The following is an 18,932-nucleotide window of genomic DNA, read 5'->3' as shown; positions in this document are numbered from 1 at the left end:
TGCCAGGAGATTTCAGCGCAACCGCGGCATCGCCGAAAGCAAGAGCTTAGTGTACTCCTGTTGCGGGGCGCCGAACACCTGGGCAGTAGCACCCTGCTCGATGATGCGGCCCTGGTTCATCACCGCGACGGCATCGCTCATGTGCTCGATGACCGACAGATCATGGCTGATGAACAGATAGCTGGTTCCGGTTTCCAGCTGGATCCGATCCAGCAGATCCAGCACCGTGGCCTGGATGGAAACATCCAAGGCGGAAACCGGCTCGTCGAGCACCAGCACTGATGGCTTAGGTGCCAAGGCGCGGGCAATGGCAAGGCGCTGGCGCTGGCCGCCGGAGAGCTCGCGTGGATTGCGGCCCAGTAAATCGGTGGACAACTCAACCTGTTCGAGCAGCTCGGCCACTGTCTTGCGGTACTCGGCGGCGCGCTTTGACGTGCCGCGGCTGAGCGCATCGGTCAGCAACTGTCCCACCGAATAGCGAGGATCAAAAGATCCCAGAGGGTTCTGGTAGATCGCGCCCATTTGTTCGCGCAGCATTCGGCGCTGGGATTCGTGGGCCGGGGCGAAGTGCTCGCCGAGCAGCTGGACCCTGCCGTCATCAGGCATCTGCAAGCCCAGCACCATGCGTGCGGTGGTGGTCTTCCCGGACCCGGATTCACCGACAATCCCCAAGGTCTTTCCTCTCGGCAGCTCGAAGCTGATCTCCTCCACAGCCTGATGCTTGCCAAAGGCTTTGGACAACTGCGTCACGGATAGTGCGGGGTCAGCATCCACGGGTTGATTTGGCAGCGGTGCCGTCAACGGCTTGCTGGCTGCCGACAGTGCAGTGAAGCGCGGCACCCCCGAGGGAACCGCGCGCAGCAGTTGGCGCGTGTATTCGTGCTGGGGGTTGCCTAGAATCTGCTCGGTGGTGCCTGCCTCGACGATTTCTCCATGGCGCATTACCGCAATGTCATCGGCCAGATGAGCTACCTGGGCCAGATCGTGGCTGATCATCAGCACGCCGCGGCCCTGTTCTTTGAGCTCGCGCAGCTGCGACAGAACCAGAGCGGTCAAGGCCGAGTCCAAGGCGGTAGTCGCCTCATCGGCGATGACCACCTGGGGGTTGCCGGCCAATGCTTGGGCAATCAGGGCACGTTGGCGCATGCCGCCGGATAGCTCGGTGGAACGCTGCTTGGCGCGGCGCTCAGGTTCGGGCATGCGCACCGATTCAAGGACCTGCAGCACCCGTTGGGTGCGTTCGGATTTGGGCAGCTTGGCGTGGACCTTGAGCGCATCACCGATTTCCCGGCCCACCGGGCGCAAGGGGTCCAAGGCCATCAGGGCATCCTGCAAGATCATGGACACCGAATTCCCGCGGATCTGCTGCCAGCTGCGGTCAGGCAGCGCCAAGGCATTCTGCCCGCAGACAGAGAGCTCGGTGGCGCTGACGGTACCGCCGGAGAGGCCAAGCAGGCTGCGCGCAGTCACGGATTTCCCCGACCCGGATTCGCCGACCAATGCCAGGCAGCGTCCGGGGACCACGGTGAAGGAAATGTTCTTCACCGCAGCTGTAGTGCCGAAGCTGACCGAAAGATCCCTGACGGTAATCATTGCTTGCTCGCTCATAGGGCCCTGGCCTTTGCGCCTAAGGCACGGCCAATCATCGTGGCACCAGCGGCCACGAAAACTATTGCCAGACCTGGGAACAGGCTCATCCACCATGCGAAGTGCAGATAGGTGCGTCCGGCTGAAAGCATGGCACCCCATTCGGGAGCTGGCGGGGGAGTGCCCAAGCCAAGGAAGGACAACGCGGCCGCCCAGATGACGGCCTGGCCAATGCCCAAGGTGACCAGCGCCAGCAGGGGTTTCAGGGCATTGGGCACCAAATGGTTGCGCACCAGCAGCCAGGTGCCGCGGCCCAGCACGGTGGCGGCTTCAAGCATTTCAGAATTCTTCAGCAGGCGGATCTGGCTGCGCACCAACCGGGCGTAGCCCGGAGCGGTGGACAATCCGACCGCGACGATGGCCGGGCCAACACCGGGGCCGGTGAAGGCAATGATCAACAAGGCCATCAGCAAGGAAGGAATCGCATAGAGGGCTTCGAGCACGCGCAGGATGATCTCGTCACACCAGCGCGGGGATAGCGCAGCGACGGTGCCCAGGATGATGGCCAATCCCATGCCCAGACCGGTGGCAGCCAAGCCGATGGACAGTGAATCGCGGGCACCATGGATCACCCGGGTGTAGATGTCGCGTCCGGACTCGTCGGTGCCGAACAAATGCGCGGCGCCGGGTTTTTGGAATGCCTCGACCGGGTTAATGGCCAATGGGTCTCCCGGGGCGAGCACCGAGGGGGCCAAGGCGATGAGCAGCCACAGGGCGATGAATGCTGCGCAGAGGACTCTGGCGGTGCGGCTCATGAGCTTGCCCCTGCCGGGTTGATGGCGCGTTCGATGCCTTCGGTGATCGCCATGACCACGATGTACACCAGCGCGGAGAACAAGGCGATGCCGGTGACCATCGGGATGTCGCGGGCCAGCACCGCCGAAAGCAGCGAGCGGCCCAAGCCCGGACGGGCGAAGATCGCTTCGACCACCACGGCGCCGGAAAGCAGCGAGGAGAAGGCCCAGCCGGTCAGGCTCAAAGCAGGCAAGGCTGCGTGGCGCAGGCCATGGCGCCAGAAGACGGCCAGCTTGCTTTCGCCGCGGGCGCGGGCGGCCAGCGCGAACTGGCTGCTCATGGCTTCGGAGAGTGAATCGCGCATCAGCTGGGTGAGGAATCCGGCCAGTGGCAAGGCCAGGGTCAGCACTGGCAGCGCCAGGCCCTTGGCGGTGCCGTTATCCACTGCCGGAAGCCAGCCGAGCACCGAGGAGAAGAGCATGATCAGCACCGCGCCGAGCCAGAAATGCGGCACCGCGGCGGCAATGATTTCCAGGATGTTCCCGATCACCGCGCCCACGCGGTTGACGCGCATGGCCAAGGCCGAGAAGCACAGGGCCAGCAGCCAAGCGGCCCCCAGAGCCAGCAGCGACAGCCACAGGGTATTGGGCAGGACCTCGCCCATGATCTGGGTGACCGGCTGCTTGAGCGAATACGAGGTACCGAAGTCCAAGGTGGCCAGCTTGCCCAGATACATCAGGTACTGGAGCGCCAGCGGCTGATCCAGCCCGTATTCGGCGCGGGCGGCGGCCAGCGCTTCGGCCGAGGCCTGCGAGCCGGGCCCTCCCATGATTGCTTCGGCCGGGTCGCCGGGAATCAGCCGGATGGCAATGAAGATGGTGGTGGCTACCAGCCACAGCACCACCAGTGCGCCACCGGCTTTGCGCCCGGCCCAAGCAATCGTGCCCACGTACTGCTACTTGGTGATGAAGGTGTCGTAGTAGATCGGGGAGGACACCGCGGTGGTGGCGCCAACCCCGTGCACGTTCTTGCCGTAGAGGAAGTGGTTCTGCTGATCGTAGAGCGGCAGCACGTAGTAGCCTTCCAGCACGATCTTCTGCGCCTGCTCGTAGAGCTTGGCGCGTTCTGCTTCGTCGCTGGTTTCCTCGGCCTGGGTCAGGATCTCATCGAGCTTCTCATCCTTCACCTGGGCGTTGTTGGCGAAGTAGCCCGATGGTGCTGGCACGGTCGAATTGGAGTGGTAGAGGATGCGCAGCACCGACGGTCCGACTTTGGTGTACGGAGCGGAGACCAGGTTGTATTCGTGCTTGGCCAGCGCGCCGTACCAGCTGGACAGATCCAGCAGCTCGATCTTGACCTCGAAGCCCACGGCCTTGGCCTGGGCCTGGAACTGCTCGAACAGGGACTGCTCGGCAGGAACGGACTGGTTGGTGGAGACCGGGAAGGTCAGCGACAAGCGCTTGCCGTCCTTCACGCGGTAGCCTTCGGCGTCGCGTTCGCTCCAGCCTGCTTCATCGAGCAGCGCATTGGCCTTGGCGACGTCGGTGGTGAACAGCGACTCGTCGGAGTAGCCCAGCGGCTCCACCGAGGAGAGCAGCGAGTAGCTGCGCTTGGTGGTGTCGAAGAACAGCGAGGAGATGCCTGCATTGGCGTCTACGGAGCGGATGAATGCCTCGCGCACGCGCTGGTCATCAAATGGCGCCTTGGCGCTGTTCAGCTCGATGCGGTTCGAAGCGCCCGGGCGTGGGGCATCCAGGTGGCCCAGGGCGTCATCCTTCGACGCGGTGGCGATGGTATCTGGCTGGGCGTTGTCGATGACATCGACCTCGCCGGATTGCAGGGCTGCATAGCGGGTTGCGGCTTCCGGGATGAAGCGCCAGGTGATGGCGTCCAGGTAAGCCAGGTCATCGGTGCGTTCAGCGTTTTCCACCGGCAGCACGTAGTCCTCGTTGCGGACCAGGTTCACGGCCTGCTGGTGCTCCCAGGACTCGACCTTGAACGGGCCGGTGCCTACCGGGGAGGCGCAGTTGGTGGCCTGGTCGCGTTCCAGGGCCTTGGGGGATTCGATGGCGGTCCACGGCATGGACAGCGATTCGAGCAGCGCGTTATCCGGGGCCGAAAGCTTCAGCTTGGCGGTCAGCTCGTCGATGACCTCGATGTCAACGACCTTGCCCACGGCCAGGTAGCCGGTGGAGGAAGCGGTGTTCGGGTCCTGCAGGTGCTCGATATTGGCCTTGATGGCTTCGGCGGTCAGCTTGGTGCCGTCGGTGAAGGAGATGCCCTCGCGCAAGGTGATGGTGCGGGCCAGTCCGTCTTCGGAAACCTCGGTGCTTTCGGCCAGCCACGGGATGATTTTCCCGTCCTCATCCTTGGTGAACAGGGATTCGAGGTACTGGCTGGCAACCAGGGCCTGCGGGTAGTTTCCACCCACATGCGGATCCAAGCAGGCAGGTTCGGCGTCGCCCGATGCATAGACCAGGGTGCCGCCGGAAACTGGCTGCACCTCCTGGGCTGCGGGGTCGGACCCGGTTCCTGCGGAGCAGCTGGCTAGAAGGGAACCAAGTAGCGGAAGCGCAATGGCACAGCTGAGGATTCGGGACGCGCGCGAGTTACGTTGCATGGGGAAGGGCTTACCTCGATGAACTAGTGATGATGACCTATCCAACTCTAGTCATCCGGGACGCATTCGTCAGATCGGAGCCAAAGGCTCCGATCTGGCGACGTGCGCATTGCTGCCAGCTGCCAGCGGTTTTACTTTTCGCTGGCTACGCTCATGCGGCGGTTGGCGTGGACCGGGGTCTCGATTTCATCGAGAATCGCTACCGCGAAATCCTGGCTGGAAACGAAGTCGCCAGCTGGCGAGTCGGTGCCCAGGGTGTAGCTTCCGGTGCGGCGTGCCGGCATGATGACCGGGGCAGGAGCCACTACGGTCCAGGTGATCCCGGAGACCGAGGTGAACATGTCGTAGACCTCGGCGCCGGTGGTGGCTTCGGCCTTGTATTCCTCGGGGAAGCCCGGGGTGTCGACCCGGCGCACGCCGTTGACCTCGGTAGCGCCGGCGCCGCCGACAACCACCAGGCGGGCAGGGATGAGGGTTTCGGTGATCTGCTCGAAAGCGTCCAGGTATTCCTGGTGGTCCCCGCCGGTGCGCGATGGCGGAACGGCAATGACAATCACGTCGTTGTTCTTGCCCAGGTCGCGGTAGGTCGCGCCATCGGACAGTTCGGCAGCCACCGCGGTGGTGCCTGCGACCTCTTTGCCCGAACGGGATACGGAGGTGACTTCATGGCCGCGGGAAATGGCTTCGGCAACAACTTCCGAGCCGACCATGCCGGTAGCTCCGTAAACTGCAATCTTCATGGTGCTCTCTTTCCTTGAAAGGGATTGGGTTCAGCACAATGGTATCTTTTAGATACCGGCCACTACAACGAAACTAGGTTTCCTCATGGATAGCCATGGCTCTTTTGACGTGTTCGTGCAGGAGTGTCCTTCACGTGAAATTATGCAGCGTTTAGGCGATAAATGGACACCGCTGGTCCTTTTGACCCTTGCTGGCGGTGCGCATCGTTTCTCCGCATTACGCCAAGGCATCGGAGCGGTTACCCCGAAGGTGCTCACCAATACCCTGCGCAACCTAGAACGCGACGGACTGGTGCAGCGCACCGTATACGCGCAGGTGCCCGTGCGGGTCGACTACGAGCTGACCGATTTGGGCCGAGGGATCCTGGAGCCCATGGAAATCCTGCGCCTCTGGTCCGAGGAGCATGTGCCCAAGGTGCTCGCCGCGCGGGAACGGTTCGACGCCCTCCGCTAGGAGCTTGAGGCAGGGGCCGGGCGCAAGTCCAGGAACATGAAGTGCTGGCCCACCAGGCCCTTGGTTGGGTGGTTGAACGAACCTGGAACAGTGCCCAGGATCTTGAAGCCCAGCGATTGCCATAAATGCACCGCCGGCTCGTTGGTCTCGACCACCGCGTTGAACTGGATGCCGTGGTAATTTTCCCGCCTAGCCCAATCGATCACATATTGGCCCAGGGATCGTCCCACGCCGCGATTGCGCGCTTGCGGGTCAACCAGGAATGAGGCGGTGGCAATATGGGAGCCGGCTCCGGGCTTGTTGGGTCCCATTTTGGCCGAGCCGATGATCCTTTTATCAGCCACGGCAACGACCGTTTGTCCCGGCGGCTGCTCCATCCACCAGGGCCGCGCTTCCTCCAATGCCTGGTTCAGCGGAAAGGCGTAAGTCTGTCCCTCATCCATGATTTTTTGGTAGAAGCTGAAGATCTCAGGCCAATCGCCGGCAGTGCTTGTTCGGATCTGCATAGGGGTTAGCCCAACACTTTCGAAATGAATGCTTCGGATCTTATTTGATTTGCCCTAATTGTATCCTCCATCACATAGACTGAGGTCAAAGACGGCAAGTAGCAGGCAAAGGAGCCGGTGTTGTTTGAAGTAAGCGAAGACCAGAAGTCATTGATTGAGATGGTCCATGACTTTGCCGAGACCAGGATTGCTCCCAATGCCCTGAAATGGGACCAAGAGCAGCATTTTCCGGTCGACGTGTTGGCCGAAGCCGGGCAGCTGGGCATGGGCGGGATCTACGTTTCAGAAGACCATGGCGGATCCGGACTGAGTCGCAGCGACGCGGTGCTGGTCTTCGAAGAACTCGCCAAGGCTGATCCGACCCTTGCCGCATATATTTCCATCCACAACATGGTCGTGTGGATGGTGGACACTTTCGGCAACGATGAACAGCGTGCCAAATGGCTGCCGTCGATGACCGCCATGGAAGACCTGGGCTCCTACTGCCTGACCGAGCCGGGTGTCGGCTCCGACGCGGCGGCCCTGTCCACTCGCGCCCGCAGGGACGGAGACGAGTATGTGCTCAGCGGGGTCAAGCAGTTCATCTCGGGTGCCGGCAGCTCAGCGCTCTACATCGTCATGGCCCGCACCGCCGATACCGGATCACGCGGCATCAGCGCGTTCCTGGTTCCAGGGGACGCTGAAGGCCTGAGCTTCGGCCCGAACGAAAAGAAGATGGGATGGAAAGCACAACCCACCCGACAGGTCATCATGGAAGGCGTGCGCATTCCCGCCGGGAACCTGCTGGGCGAAGAAGGCCAAGGCTTTTCCATGGCCATGCAGGCACTGAACGGCGGCCGGCTGAATATCGGAGCCTGCTCGCTGGGCGGCGGGCAGAGCGCGCTGGAAAAATCAGCGCTGTATCTGAAGGAGCGCCAGGCTTTCGGCGGACCATTGACCCGCCAAGAAGCACTGGTCTTCAAGCTGGCCGAAATGGACATGGAATTGGAAGCCGCGCGGTCACTGCTGCGCCGCGCCGCAGCGGCCTTGGATGCCAAGAGTCCGGACCGGGTGCGGTTGTGCGCAATGGCCAAGAAGATGGCAACGGATGCCGGATTCAACGCCGCGAACAGTGCCATCCAGCTGCATGGCGGGTACGGCTACCTTGCCGATTACGGGATGGAGAAGATCGCCCGTGATCTGCGTGTGCATCAGATCCTCGAGGGCACCAACGAGATCATGTCGCTCATCGTGGGACGTACCCTTTTGGAATCCTGAGCTGCAGCGGTTCAGCTGTTGAAATGCTGTTCGGTACTGCGCACAGCATTCCCTGACTGGGAGTCCTTAGGGTCTGGATGAACCGAGGAGATCACCGGCTTGCTGGAGATGATCTGTTCGATGCTGCCCCGCTCCATCGCATCCAACAAGGTGCGCTGGGTGGGGCGCATCATTTTAACCTCGCCGCGTTCCAGCGATGCGAACAGTGCCACCGGGCTCACCCACTTGGAGACCACTGCTTCAGTGGTCTGGTGGCGCGGGTCCTGGTCCGCACGCAATGCCGCAACGAAGAAGTAGGTGTCGAAACGCCGGGGGAAACCAGCTGGGGTCACCCAGTTCGCCCACGGGTGCAGCTGGCCAGGATCCAGCAGCAGACCCGTCTCCTCGAAGACCTCGCGGCGCGCTGCCGCCAGAATTTCACCGGCCAGATACTGGGCCTGCTCGGGACCTTCGGCATGAACGGAGGTGTGCTTCCACTGCTGGGCGTGCTCCGCTAGGGGCGCGCCATCGAGTTTGCCTTCGCTCACCGCTTGGCCATCTTGTGCATCAACGCGCCCGCCGGGATAGACCACCATGCCGGCTGCGAAGTCCATGGTGCTCACCCGATGCTGGATGAAAACCTCAAACCCGTCCGCTGCTTCGCGAAGCAGCAGAACGCTGGCCGCTTTGCGGATCGGGATGTCAGCGGAGGCGCCCTGCGCCGGGGAAGTCGTCATTGTCTACCATGTCCTTGGTGCTGCGGGGCTTAATTGCTTATTCATGGCCAGCTTAGCTTCTGGCGCACTGCAATTGCAGAACCAGAGGGACTTGCTGTGCGTGCTTGCACATTTGCCTGCGGAATCTGCACAGCTCATATCGTTGACCGGGTTCAGTCCCGGAGCCTAATTTGAAACCAAGGACCCGGTGCAAAAACCGGCAATGGATATTCAGCAACCGGGAAGGCAAAACATCGATGAGCGAAAAGACAGGATCCGCTGGCGGGCACTTTGCGCGGTTGGCAGGACGCCGTGCACTGGTCACCGGCGGCGCCTCGGGAATCGGGCTTGCCTGCGCAACTGCCTTGGCCCAAGCTGGAGCAAACGTGACGATTGCCGACCTGAATAAGCGGGCCGCGGAAGACGCGGCGCAGAAGTTGGGCGGCACGGCGTGGGCCGTGGATTTGGCCGATACCAAGTCCTTGGAAGAGCTGAGCATAGATACCGACATTCTGATTAACAACGCCGGCGTGCAAAGAGTGGCCCCAATTCACGAATACGATCCCGAAGCTTGGCGACTGATCCACCGGCTCATGCTTGAATCCCCGTTCTTGCTGATCCGTGCCGCATTGCCCGGCATGCGAGAACGCGGATTTGGGCGGATCATCAATATCTCATCGATCCACGGGCTGCGAGCCAGTGCCTTCAAAAGTGCCTATGTCTCGGCCAAGCATGGACTGGAGGGGCTGTCCAAGGTCACCGCCTTGGAAGGCGCAGAGCACGGCATCACCAGCAACTGCATCAACCCGGGCTATGTGCGCACGCCATTGGTGGAAAAGCAGATTGCCGACCAAGCGAAGATCCATGGCATCGGCGAATCGGAAGTTATCCAGAAAATCATGCTCGCCGAAGCAGCCATCAAACGCCTGGTGGAGCCCGAAGAAGTCGCTTCATTGGCAACATGGCTCAGCGCAGATGCCGCCGGCATGGTCACCGGCGCTTCCTACACCATGGATGGTGGCTGGAGTGCTAAATAAGCCGGAAGCACTGTTCTTGGTAAAGCCGGTGGCATTCCTAGGCCGGCGGCAGCAATAGGGTGCCTGCGATGGATACGGCGATGATCACCAAGGTGGCCAGCAATCCCAGCAGTAAGGCCCGTCCACCAGATTTGAGCATGCCGCGCAGGTGGACTCCGAGCCCCAAGGCGAACATGGCAGCTGCAAGCAACAGTGTCTGCAAGCTGGCCGCAGCAGAAAGCAGGATCTCGGGCAGCACTCCGGTGGTGCGCAGCACCGCTGCGGCCAGGAACCCGAGTACGAACAGCGGAATCAATGGCGGGTTCTTGCCGCCTTGAACCAGTTGGTTGCGCCGCATGTACAGGCCTACACCGGCGATGATCGGAGCCAGCAGCACCACGCGGGCCAGCTTGACGGTTACCGCGACGGCCAAGGCCCCGGCGCCGACTGAACCGCTGGCCGCGACTACTTGGGCGACCTCATGGGTGGAGGCGCCGATGAGCATTCCAATACTGCGTTCTTCCATGCCGAGCAGCAAGCCCACCGCGGGCATCAGCGGAATCATCAGGGTACCGAAGAGCACCACCAGTCCGATGGCGGTGGCGACCTGTTCCTGCTTGGCCTTGATGACGTTCTCGGTCCCGGCGACCGCGGCGGCGCCGCAGATGGAGAAGCCGGTGGCGATCAGCAGACGCTGCTGCAGGTCCATGCCGAGCTTCTTGCCTATCCACAGTGTGGCTAGGAAGGTCACGCCGACCGAGAGAGCGACCACCAAGAGCGCTCCGGGACCCAAGCCGAATATGGTGTGCAGAGACAGCTGCAGACCCAGCAAGACGATGCCCAGACGCAATAACTGCTTGCCGGCGATTGCTGTTCCGGCTTCAAAGGCCTGCGGAATTGGGGCAATGTTGCGCCACAGGGCACCAAGGACGATGGCCAGCAGCAGTGCGCTCAAGCCGTTGGCATAGTGGCTGGCGAACATGCACAGGGCCCCGACCAGCAAGCAGAGGAGCAATCCCGGAAGGGCGGACGCGAGGCGTGCAGCCGGTTTTCGATGCGTGCTCTCGTCGGTTCTTGACGCGGCAGATTCGTCGACGGGACTTGTGGGGTCGTGCATGCCTTTAATTCTTCGCTGGCCTAGCCGATTGCGGTATACCCGTTCTGGCTATTGCAGGCATATGATCATGATATGGAAAGCAGTTCGTCATCTCTTGAAGACATTGCCCGCTGGATTCAACCCTCTTCACTTGAACTGCTGGTTGGCATCGCCGATCACGGAAGCCTAAGCGCTGGTGCCAGAGCGGCGGGCGTGGCCCAGCCAAATGCCACCCGTGCCTTGAAAACCTTGGAACGCAGACTCGGATACCAGCTTGTAGCCCGCAAAACCACGGGATCCCGATTGACTGCTGAAGGGGTGCTGACCGTCCAGTGGGCTCGGGAAGTCCTGGCAAGCCTGGAAGCCTTCGCCGACGGAGCACGCTCCCTGGCGGAATCCGGAGAGGGCGAGCTGGAGTTCGGAGCCAGCATGACGGTGGCTGAATTTTTGGCGCCAAATTGGATTGGCCAACTTCATCGCGTCCTGCCACAGGTCAAGCCGCGAATGCAGATCATGAATTCGCAAGATGTCATTCGCGCAGTGCAGCAAGAGCAGCTCGGGCTGGGATTCGTGGAAACCCCGCATATTCCTCTGGGACTGAAAAGCCGGCAGATACTCCAGGATGAAATGCTCGTAGTCACCTCACCGGAGCATGCATGGGCGCAACGCCAAGAACCCCTGAGCCTGCACGAATTGCAAAGCACGCCGCTGATTGAACGCGAGGAAGGCTCTGGCACTCGTGCGTTCTTGGATTACATTGCCCATGCCGAACGACCGAATCCGGTAGCAGTCTTCAACTCCAACGCCATAATTTGCCAGTGCGTGGCACGCGGGATGGGTCCGGCTGTGCTCAGCCACTTGGCGGTGGAAAGCCAACTGGAGCAGGGATTGCTAGTCGAGATCCCTTTTGACGGGCCTGCGCTGTTGCGCGAGCTGAGGGCGATCTGGCCTGCACACCGCGTATTGAATGCCACCGAGCAGAAGCTGCTTGAGATTTCGGTGGACTCCAAAACCGCGCAGGGTTGATCGGCAGTTTAACCGGCACTTTGGAACAGGGCAGGGAAATGCGGTGAGCGGCCGTCTGTACAGGGACGTGTGGGTTCCCGGTACGAGCCGCCGGTCCTAGAGCTTGGAGATCTCGTTCGTGAGCAGGTCCGCCAGGCGCTTGACGCCTTCGTCGATGGTCTTCTCATCAACCGAGCAGAAAGCCAGACGCAGCTTGTTGTCGGCCGCCCCGCTCGGGCTGAAAGCCGCACCTGGAATGAAGATGACTCCAGCCTTCACACCCTGCTGAAGCAGAGCGTAGGTATCGATGCCTTCTGGCAAGGTCAGCCAAACGAAGAAGCCGCCCTCAGGATGGGTGTGCGTGACGCCTGCCGGCAGGTACTTCGCCAAGGCCTCAAGCATCGCGTCGCGGCGGGCACGGTACAAATCGTTGTACTTGGTGATCTGTCCCTTCCAATCATGCTCCTGCAGGTAGGCACTGATAATCATCTGGTTCAAGGTCGGCGGGCACAGGGCTACCGCTTCACCGGCAAGGTAGAACCGGCGGAACAGGTGGGTCGGGACCGCAGCCCAGCCGATGCGCAGGCCCGGAGCGAAGATCTTGGAGAAGGAACCCATGTAAATGACATTCTCGGGATCCAGGCTGCGCAGGGTCGGAGCGGGGGTACCTTCATAGCGCAGCATGCCATACGGGTTATCTTCCAGAATCAAGATCCCGGCCTCGCGGCAGATGTCCACGATTTCCTGGCGGCGTTCGGCCGCCAAGGTAATGCCCGATGGGTTGTTGAAGTTCGGGATGGTGTAGAGGAATTTGATGCGCTCGCCGGCCGCGCGCAGTTCGGCAATGCGCTCGCGCAGAGCGCTTGGAATCAAACCATTGCCATCGGTGCCTACTGGGCGGGCCTTGACCTGGTAGGCCTCGAAGGTATTCAGCGCACCGACATAGGTGGGGTCTTCGCACAGCACGGTGTCACCGGGATCGCAGAAAACCTTGCAAGCCATGTCCTGTGCTGATTGGGAGCCGTTGGTGACAACAACATCTTCGACCTTGACATTGGTGATGCCTTCGGCTGCCATGACGTCGATAATCTGTGCCCGCAGCTCAGGAGTGCCAAGGCCAGAGCCGTACTGCAACGCTTCGGGACCCCGCTCGACGATGATGCGCCGAGCAATCTCACCGACCTTTTCCAACGGGAGCAGCTGCAGGAAGGGGTTGCCTCCGGCCAGGGAGACCAATGAAGGGTCCAGCGAGAGCTCGAAAACGTCGCGCACCGCAGACTGCTTGATTCCGGCGGCGCGCTCGGAAAGCAAGGCTTCATGCAAAGTAGTCAGCGATTCTGGTGCGGTGGTCATGGTTCTCCTTGGCGAAAGCTCCCGGGGCCGGGGAGCGGGGTTCCTGCGCTGGGTGCGGCACATGGTTTGTTTTCAAATAGAATACTTTGGTATTCCAGCAGGAAATTCACGCGTTGGCAAGATCTGCGCCCCCAACGCCTTGATTCTTCTTCCTCAGCGCAAGGAATTGCGTTCCTCAATGTGCAGTTGGCCCAGCGCCGCGTTCACGCGTCCGCGAAGTTTCTCAACGAGGTTCTGGGGCTTGCTCCCGCCTAGCCAGCACTCTTGCGCCAAGAGATCCAGCAGATCAACGCAATCCACCGAAGCCCGAAAGTAGCCGGACTTGGAATGGTCAATGGCCATGTCGATGATTTGCAAGGACATATCCAATACGCTGTTAACAGCTTGCGTGGTGCGCTGCCGGCTGGACAGCTGGCGCTCTTGGACCACCAGTTCTCGAACTTCGCGCAGCTTCTCGGAAATGGAGGCCACTGCCCGGTACGCCCGATTCTGGACGCCCATGAGTTGCAGCGGACGTATTGCAGCCATGAGCAACCCGACGATTGCGAACGCAGTCAACGCGACAATACCCAGCTTAGCCAGCAAAATTCCCACGGTAATAGCGAGCGCGGCCACCGCAAGGATGATGCAGAAAATGGCCAGGGAGCCAAACCGTGGCTTTTGGGGCTCCGGGCGATAGAGCCCGGATGTGCGGATCTGTTCAAGCTTCGCCCGGATTTCGGGCACGTTGGGAACACCCAGATTGCCCTGGGCAATTCGTTGGGAACTTCGCCAAGCCTGAACACGTTTGCGGCTGCGCATGACTTGGAAAACCTGCCAACCTGCCAGCAAGGGCAGGGCCACCGTGAAGAAGAGCAGTACCGCGGAGCCCAAGGTGACGTAGCCGGCTTGGTACATGCCATAGGCACCCATCCACGCAAAGAGCGAATAGCCTGGAAGCCGAATCAGCAGCCGGTCCCACCAAACGACTTCCTGAGGGGCGCTGGCCGCCCCGACGGAAGACGGTTTCACCTCTCGGTCTCGGCGCGCGAATCCAACCAAGCTTGAATTGCGCTCGGGCGTATGCGGCGATGCGTGCCGCGGTATTCCACTTCGATGATTCCAGCATCGGCCAATTTACGCAGGTAGCTGTTGGAGATCCCGGCCAGCTGAGCTGCCTGCGAAGTATTGAGCAGCAGCTCTGGCGTACCAATGCTGACCGGCTCGCCATCAGCAAAACGCGAGAGCACCTCAATCAACGCTTGATGTGCTTCTTTTGGCAGCTGCAGTGCGGTGCCGTTGACGAACACCGTCGTGTCGTTTGACTCGTCCAAGGCGCGGCGAAGTCGCTTCGTGGTCTTCTCGTCCAATGCCTCGAAAGTGCGGACCTTGCCCAGTGCTGAAGTCGGTGATGCCATGGCCCTTATTTTGCCTGAGATGTGCTTTTGGCGCACCTCATGACGGCCCGTTGCCTTTGGCAGATGGCAAATCGTTTATGACGCCGATGCGACGAATGGGGGTTGTATCGCGCCGAACGGTTCCCGTATGGTGGAAATTGTAGGTCTAAAGAAAGTACTGACCAACCATCTTCCGGCACACCACGGCGGATACTCCAGTCTCACCCGGCGGAGCCCTTGTGGGAATTGTGTATATGGAAGCCTGAAGCCCAGCTTAATTGTCTGCGGGTCACGCTCCGTTGCGGTCGGATGAATGGTCATGCGCGTTCCTACGCTCTGCCACCAACTTCGTGGGTACTGCGTTTTCGTCAATCAGAACTTTCTTGAAAGAAGAGCTATTCAATGTCTATTGAATCCACTAAAGACCTGTCCACCATCACCGACGCAGAGGTTTTCGACGCCCACCTGGGTGGCAAACTCTCTGTCCAGTCCAAGATGCCACTGAACACCAAGCGCGATCTGTCCATCGCCTACACCCCGGGTGTAGCCAAGGTTTCCCAAGCCATCGCCGATGATCCGTCCAAGCACGCCACCCACACCTGGGCCTCCCGCCTGGTCGCCGTCGTCTCCGACGGCACCGCAGTACTGGGTCTGGGCAACATTGGTGCGGCAGCATCCCTGCCGGTGATGGAAGGCAAGAGCGCGCTGTTCAAGGAATTCGGGGGACTGGACTCCATCCCGCTGGTTCTGGACACCACCGATGTTGATGAAATCGTCGAAACGGTCATCCGCCTGCGCCCCAGCTTCGGTGCAGTGAACCTGGAAGACATCTCCGCCCCGCGCTGCTTCGAAATTGAAAAGCGGCTCATCGAAGCACTGGATATCCCAGTGATGCACGATGACCAGCACGGCACCGCCGTGGTAGTTCTGGTCGCTTTGATCGGCGCGGCCCGCCAAACCAAGCGCGATATCAGTTCGTTGAAGGTCGTGGTCTCTGGTGCAGGGTCGGCCGGTGTCGCGGTAACCAACCTGCTGCTTTCGGCTGGAGTAGATGACGTCATCGTGCTTGATTCGCGTGGCACCATCCACCGTGAACGCGATGACCTGAATCCGATCAAGGCCGATCTGGCTGGCCGCACCAACCGCGAAGACGTCATGGGCGGACTGGCCGAGGCCTTGGACGGTGCTGACGTTGTTGTCGGCCTGTCTTCCTCGTCCTTCGAAGAAGCAGCGGTTGCGAAGATGAACAAGGATGCAATCATCTTTGCCCTGTCCAACCCAACCCCGGAAATCATGCCGGATGTTGCTGCCAAGTACGCGGCCGTGGTCGCGACTGGCCGCAGCGACTTCCCGAACCAGATCAACAACGTACTTGCCTTCCCAGGCATCTTCCGTGGAGCCCTGGATTCCGGAGCCAAGAAGATCACCGAAGGCATGAAGGTGGCTGCCGCGCATGCCATTGCCGATTTGGTTGGCGAAGATCTGGCCGCGGATTACATCATCCCCTCGGCAACCGACGATCGGGTGATGCCTGCTGTAGCCGCCGCAGTGGCTGCTGAAGCGGAAAAGACCAAGTAGAAACCTCGCACTAAAAGCACTGCCGGCAACGACTCGTTGCTGGCAGTGCTTTTTCGCGCCTTGGCCTATTTCGAGGCTTTGGCCAACAGATATCCACAATCGCAAGAAATTCCTGCCAGTGCCATCATTTCGCGCCACACTTGCTGACATCAGATCAACCAAGGAGGAATGCGATGAGCGATCTGGATGGCGTCCACCTCAGCGTCCGCAGCTCTCTGCCTGAAATGCAGTTACTTGGCTGTATTGCTTCCAGCGAAATAGCAGCGCAAGGGTTTGCCGTAGTACTCGGAAGCCTGGCAAAGCGGCAACAAGTCGTTGGGTACACACTGGGCCTGGCAAAACGTGGACATCCTGAAATTGTCAGCGTTGGTGGAGAAGAAGATGATGTTTTCGGACTTTTGACTTATCTGGCGACACAGGTCGTCGAACATGGCCAAGTATTTTCCGAGGGTATTCACGACACACCGCTATTCAGCGAGCTCGTCTTTTGCGATCAAGAGGCGGAACCGCACAATCTACCACTCATGGAGCAAGTCCTTGGCGACACCCCGGTAACGGCTCTGTCCTGCATTGCTCCCAGGGACTTCACCGTAATCCAGCAACGGCCAGCTCACCGGGATCTGCGCCGCATTGCTTGAGGAAAAGCGGAGGAAAGAGAGGAACCTGAACATGTGCGATATGTGCAATGGAATGACCCGCAAGCAAGTCGAAGCCAAGGCGGATCGGCAGATCCGCGACCATGGACGAGTCGTGATTTTTGTTGAGCCAGACCGCATGAGCCAACCCTTTGCCTACACAGTTGGCTTGTCCCGCATCGGTCATCCCGAATTCATCGTTCGAGGGCTGAACGCAGAAGACAGTATCCAGTTGCTCAACGGATATTCCGACTCTGTGCTGGACTGCAATGAGGTTTTCGCGCACGGGCATACCGGGCGGTGGAAAGACGGGACATTGCTGTACTTCTCGAAAATCAGTTCCGGGATCCGCAAGCAAGTTCCCATGGCTTACCAGCGATACGGCGAAAGCACGGGACTGCTAGAAGTTTTGTTTGTCGGCAGGGACATGCCGCATGAATACGTCGTGGCTCGGCACAATTAGGTTGCTACTTGCTCGTTGAAGCGGTTAGCCACGGCGGTAGGCCTCGGCAGCTTTGTTCTCAGAGAGAGCTTTTGCTCGATGCGCTGCACGCAGCTGCTGATGGCGTTTGGACTTGCGCACCTTCAGATAGAAGATTCCAACAACTAGGAACCATAGGGGCGTAGCCAGCAATGCTGCGCGAGTATCGGCTTGCGTGGTCAAAGCCCACAAAATGAAGACGAAGAAGGCGAGCACCATGTAAGGGGCTCCCATGCCACCGGGAACCTTGAATTCCGAGGCGTCATGCAGCTGTGGTCGGCACTTGCGGAAAGCCAAGTAGCTGATCAGAATCATTGACCAGACAAACATGAAGCACAACGCCGATACGGTGGTGACCAACGTGAAGGCCTGCGCTACGGAGTCACCTGCGTACAACAGCACGACGGCCGCAAGAAGGAAAATGCAGGAGAACAACAAAGCATTACGTGGCACCTGGGTGGCAGAAAGCTTGCCGAACTTCCGTGGAGCGTCGCCATCTTGGGACAAAGCGAACAGCATGCGCGAAGTCGAGTAGATCCCGGAATTCGCACTGGAAGCGGCGGCGGTCAGTACAACAAAGTTGACCAGACCAGCAGCGGCGGCCAAACCAGCCATGGAGAACATGCCAACGAATGGCGATGCATTAGCAGTGAACTTGTACCAAGGCGTTACAGCCATCAAGACTGTCAAAGCGCCGACGTAGAAGAGGATCACGCGCAGTGGAATTGAGTTGATGGCCTTGGGCAGATTCTTTTCAGGATCCTTGGTCTCGGCAGCCGCTGTACCAACCAATTCGATGCCGACAAACGCGAAGACCGCGATTTGGAAGCCTGCTACGAAACCCATGAAACCGGTTGGGAACATGCCGCCGTGGGCCCACAGGTGGACGAAGGAAGCGGTATCGCCATCCGAAGAGCTGAACCCGGTGACGACCATGGCTAGCCCGCAGACGATCAATGCCAAGATTGCAACGATTTTCACCAAGGAGAACCAGAACTCGGTTTCGCCAAACGCCTTCACCGTAGGCAGATTCAATCCGACAAGCAACAGAATGCAGCAAAGTGCAGGGATCCACAACGGGATCTCAGCCCACCAGTAGGCAACGTACTGCGCGATCGCAACTACGTCGGCAATGCCGGTGACGACCCAGCAGAACCAGTAGGTCCATCCCGTGAAAAAGGCAGCCCAAGGTCCCAGAAGATCACCGGCGAATTCCGCAAAAGTCTTGTAGCTCAGGTTGCTGAGCAGGATTTCTCCCATGGCGCGCATGACGAAGAAGAGCATGAAACCGATGATCATGTAGACGAAAATGACCGACGGTCCAGCGGCAGAAATGGTCTTTCCTGAGCCCATGAACAATCCGGTGCCGACTGCTCCGGAGATCGCCATGAGCTGGATGTGCCTGCTGGACAGGCCGCGCTCAAGTTTCGTTCCGTCGGAATCGGTTTTCAGTTGCGTGGGAGCATTCGCCACGGCTGCGCCTTTCATGAGCAGATTCCTTCGGCCTTTCGAAGGAGACGGTCTGCTTGGAGGACGAACAAGACCGCGGAATGAGGTTATAACAGATGCATTGGCTAGCTATATTTGGTCGTCATCGGCCACTGCGAGCGAGCTTAATAGTTGTGAATTTGGTTATATGCCACTGGAATCCGGCGGAGAATAAGCGATCGGGAGATTTGCTTCGGCAGAAGGCATCTGCACGCGAGTGGTGATTTTTGCGCCAAGAAGATCTTGGGAC

The 18,932-nt window shown here is 60.0% G+C and carries 19 protein-coding genes; 7 read left to right on the top strand and 12 right to left on the bottom strand.

Translation table 11 applies throughout. From position 1 onward, the window contains the following. Positions 1 to 12: 12 nt before the first annotated feature. From AARI_RS15160 to AARI_RS15140, 5 genes are all read right to left on the bottom strand, one after another. The gene (locus AARI_RS15160) at positions 13 to 1,608 is read right to left on the bottom strand and encodes a dipeptide ABC transporter ATP-binding protein (RefSeq protein ID WP_013350155.1); all 1,596 of its coding nucleotides are present in this window, start codon (positions 1,606 to 1,608) and stop codon (positions 13 to 15) included. Then, complete coding sequence (locus AARI_RS15155) at positions 1,605 to 2,402, bottom strand: ABC transporter permease (RefSeq protein ID WP_013350154.1); 798 nt, start codon at positions 2,400 to 2,402, stop codon at positions 1,605 to 1,607. Before AARI_RS15155 ends, AARI_RS15160 begins: the two co-directional genes overlap by 4 nt. Continuing rightward, positions 2,399 to 3,331, bottom strand: a complete 933-nt coding sequence (locus tag AARI_RS15150; protein ID WP_013350153.1) for an ABC transporter permease — start codon at positions 3,329 to 3,331, stop codon at positions 2,399 to 2,401. The genes AARI_RS15155 and AARI_RS15150 overlap by 4 nt, the downstream gene beginning before the upstream one ends. A gap of 6 nt (positions 3,332 to 3,337) precedes the next feature. Beyond that, positions 3,338 to 5,002, bottom strand: coding sequence for an ABC transporter substrate-binding protein (locus tag AARI_RS15145; protein ID WP_013350152.1), 1,665 nt, complete (start codon positions 5,000 to 5,002; stop codon positions 3,338 to 3,340). 131 nt (positions 5,003 to 5,133) lie between these two features. Continuing rightward, positions 5,134 to 5,742: an NAD(P)-dependent oxidoreductase gene (locus AARI_RS15140; protein WP_013350151.1), complete on the bottom strand. Its 609-nt coding sequence runs from the start codon at positions 5,740 to 5,742 to the stop codon at positions 5,134 to 5,136. A gap of 142 nt (positions 5,743 to 5,884) precedes the next feature. Here AARI_RS15140 and AARI_RS15135 point away from each other — a divergent pair, with 142 nt between their 5' ends. Beyond that, positions 5,885 to 6,196, top strand: a complete 312-nt coding sequence (locus AARI_RS15135; protein ID WP_322786087.1) for a winged helix-turn-helix transcriptional regulator — start codon at positions 5,885 to 5,887, stop codon at positions 6,194 to 6,196. Here the strand turns inward: AARI_RS15135 and AARI_RS15130 are convergent. Beyond that, complete coding sequence (locus tag AARI_RS15130; protein ID WP_013350149.1) at positions 6,193 to 6,702, bottom strand: GNAT family N-acetyltransferase; 510 nt, start codon at positions 6,700 to 6,702, stop codon at positions 6,193 to 6,195. The two genes, AARI_RS15135 and AARI_RS15130, sit on opposite strands and share 4 nt — an antisense overlap. A 120-nt stretch (positions 6,703 to 6,822) precedes the next feature. On the opposite strand from AARI_RS15130, the gene AARI_RS15125 reads away from it, so the two are divergent. Next, positions 6,823 to 7,959: an acyl-CoA dehydrogenase family protein gene (locus AARI_RS15125; protein ID WP_013350148.1), complete on the top strand. Its 1,137-nt coding sequence runs from the start codon at positions 6,823 to 6,825 to the stop codon at positions 7,957 to 7,959. An 11-nt stretch (positions 7,960 to 7,970) separates the two neighbouring features. On the opposite strand, the gene AARI_RS15120 is transcribed toward AARI_RS15125, so the two are convergent. After that, the gene (locus tag AARI_RS15120; RefSeq protein WP_013350147.1) at positions 7,971 to 8,675 is read right to left on the bottom strand and encodes an NUDIX hydrolase; all 705 of its coding nucleotides are present in this window, start codon (positions 8,673 to 8,675) and stop codon (positions 7,971 to 7,973) included. 236 nt (positions 8,676 to 8,911) lie between these two features. Between AARI_RS15120 and AARI_RS15115 the strand changes: the two genes are divergently transcribed. Beyond that, positions 8,912 to 9,691: a 3-hydroxybutyrate dehydrogenase gene (locus AARI_RS15115; RefSeq protein WP_013350146.1), complete on the top strand. Its 780-nt coding sequence runs from the start codon at positions 8,912 to 8,914 to the stop codon at positions 9,689 to 9,691. Positions 9,692 to 9,728: 37 nt separating this feature from the next. On the opposite strand, the gene AARI_RS15110 is transcribed toward AARI_RS15115, so the two are convergent. Beyond that, positions 9,729 to 10,787, bottom strand: coding sequence for a YeiH family protein (locus tag AARI_RS15110; protein WP_013350145.1), 1,059 nt, complete (start codon positions 10,785 to 10,787; stop codon positions 9,729 to 9,731). A 72-nt stretch (positions 10,788 to 10,859) separates the two neighbouring features. On the opposite strand from AARI_RS15110, the gene AARI_RS15105 reads away from it, so the two are divergent. Beyond that, entirely contained in the window at positions 10,860 to 11,792 is a 933-nt protein-coding gene (locus AARI_RS15105; RefSeq protein WP_013350144.1) for a LysR family transcriptional regulator, read from the top strand. A 96-nt stretch (positions 11,793 to 11,888) separates the two neighbouring features. Here the strand turns inward: AARI_RS15105 and AARI_RS15100 are convergent, their stop codons facing one another. The 3 genes from AARI_RS15100 to AARI_RS15090 form a co-directional block, all read right to left on the bottom strand. After that, the gene (locus AARI_RS15100; protein WP_013350143.1) at positions 11,889 to 13,124 is read right to left on the bottom strand and encodes an aminotransferase-like domain-containing protein; all 1,236 of its coding nucleotides are present in this window, start codon (positions 13,122 to 13,124) and stop codon (positions 11,889 to 11,891) included. 153 nt (positions 13,125 to 13,277) lie between these two features. Further along, a complete protein-coding gene (locus tag AARI_RS15095) occupies positions 13,278 to 14,135 on the bottom strand; it encodes a hypothetical protein (RefSeq protein ID WP_013350142.1) in 858 nt (285 codons plus the stop codon). Further along, the gene (locus AARI_RS15090; protein WP_013350141.1) at positions 14,132 to 14,521 is read right to left on the bottom strand and encodes a helix-turn-helix domain-containing protein; all 390 of its coding nucleotides are present in this window, start codon (positions 14,519 to 14,521) and stop codon (positions 14,132 to 14,134) included. Before AARI_RS15090 ends, AARI_RS15095 begins: the two co-directional genes overlap by 4 nt. A gap of 381 nt (positions 14,522 to 14,902) precedes the next feature. On the opposite strand from AARI_RS15090, the gene AARI_RS15085 reads away from it, so the two are divergent. The 3 genes from AARI_RS15085 (at position 14,903) to AARI_RS15075 (ending at position 17,176) form a co-directional block, all read left to right on the top strand. After that, positions 14,903 to 16,078: an NAD(P)-dependent malic enzyme gene (locus AARI_RS15085; protein ID WP_013350140.1), complete on the top strand. Its 1,176-nt coding sequence runs from the start codon at positions 14,903 to 14,905 to the stop codon at positions 16,076 to 16,078. Between the two features lie 173 nt (positions 16,079 to 16,251). Continuing rightward, the gene (locus AARI_RS15080) at positions 16,252 to 16,716 is read left to right on the top strand and encodes a DUF4262 domain-containing protein (RefSeq protein WP_013350139.1); all 465 of its coding nucleotides are present in this window, start codon (positions 16,252 to 16,254) and stop codon (positions 16,714 to 16,716) included. A gap of 52 nt (positions 16,717 to 16,768) precedes the next feature. After that, positions 16,769 to 17,176 (top strand): DUF4262 domain-containing protein, encoded by a 408-nt coding sequence (locus AARI_RS15075; RefSeq protein ID WP_041649039.1) that lies wholly within the window; start codon positions 16,769 to 16,771, stop codon positions 17,174 to 17,176. 24 nt (positions 17,177 to 17,200) lie between these two features. Here AARI_RS15075 and AARI_RS15070 read toward each other — a convergent pair whose 3' ends face one another. After that, on the bottom strand, positions 17,201 to 18,682 hold the full coding sequence (locus AARI_RS15070; protein WP_013350137.1) for an amino acid permease: 1,482 nt from the start codon (positions 18,680 to 18,682) through the stop codon (positions 17,201 to 17,203). Between the last annotated feature and the right edge of the window lie 250 nt (positions 18,683 to 18,932).

This window comes from Glutamicibacter arilaitensis Re117 (genome assembly GCF_000197735.1).
GTDB classification, from domain to species: domain Bacteria; phylum Actinomycetota; class Actinomycetes; order Actinomycetales; family Micrococcaceae; genus Glutamicibacter; species Glutamicibacter arilaitensis.
Note: the sequence above shows the minus strand (reverse complement) of the source record. Positions and strands in the feature narration are given on the sequence as shown.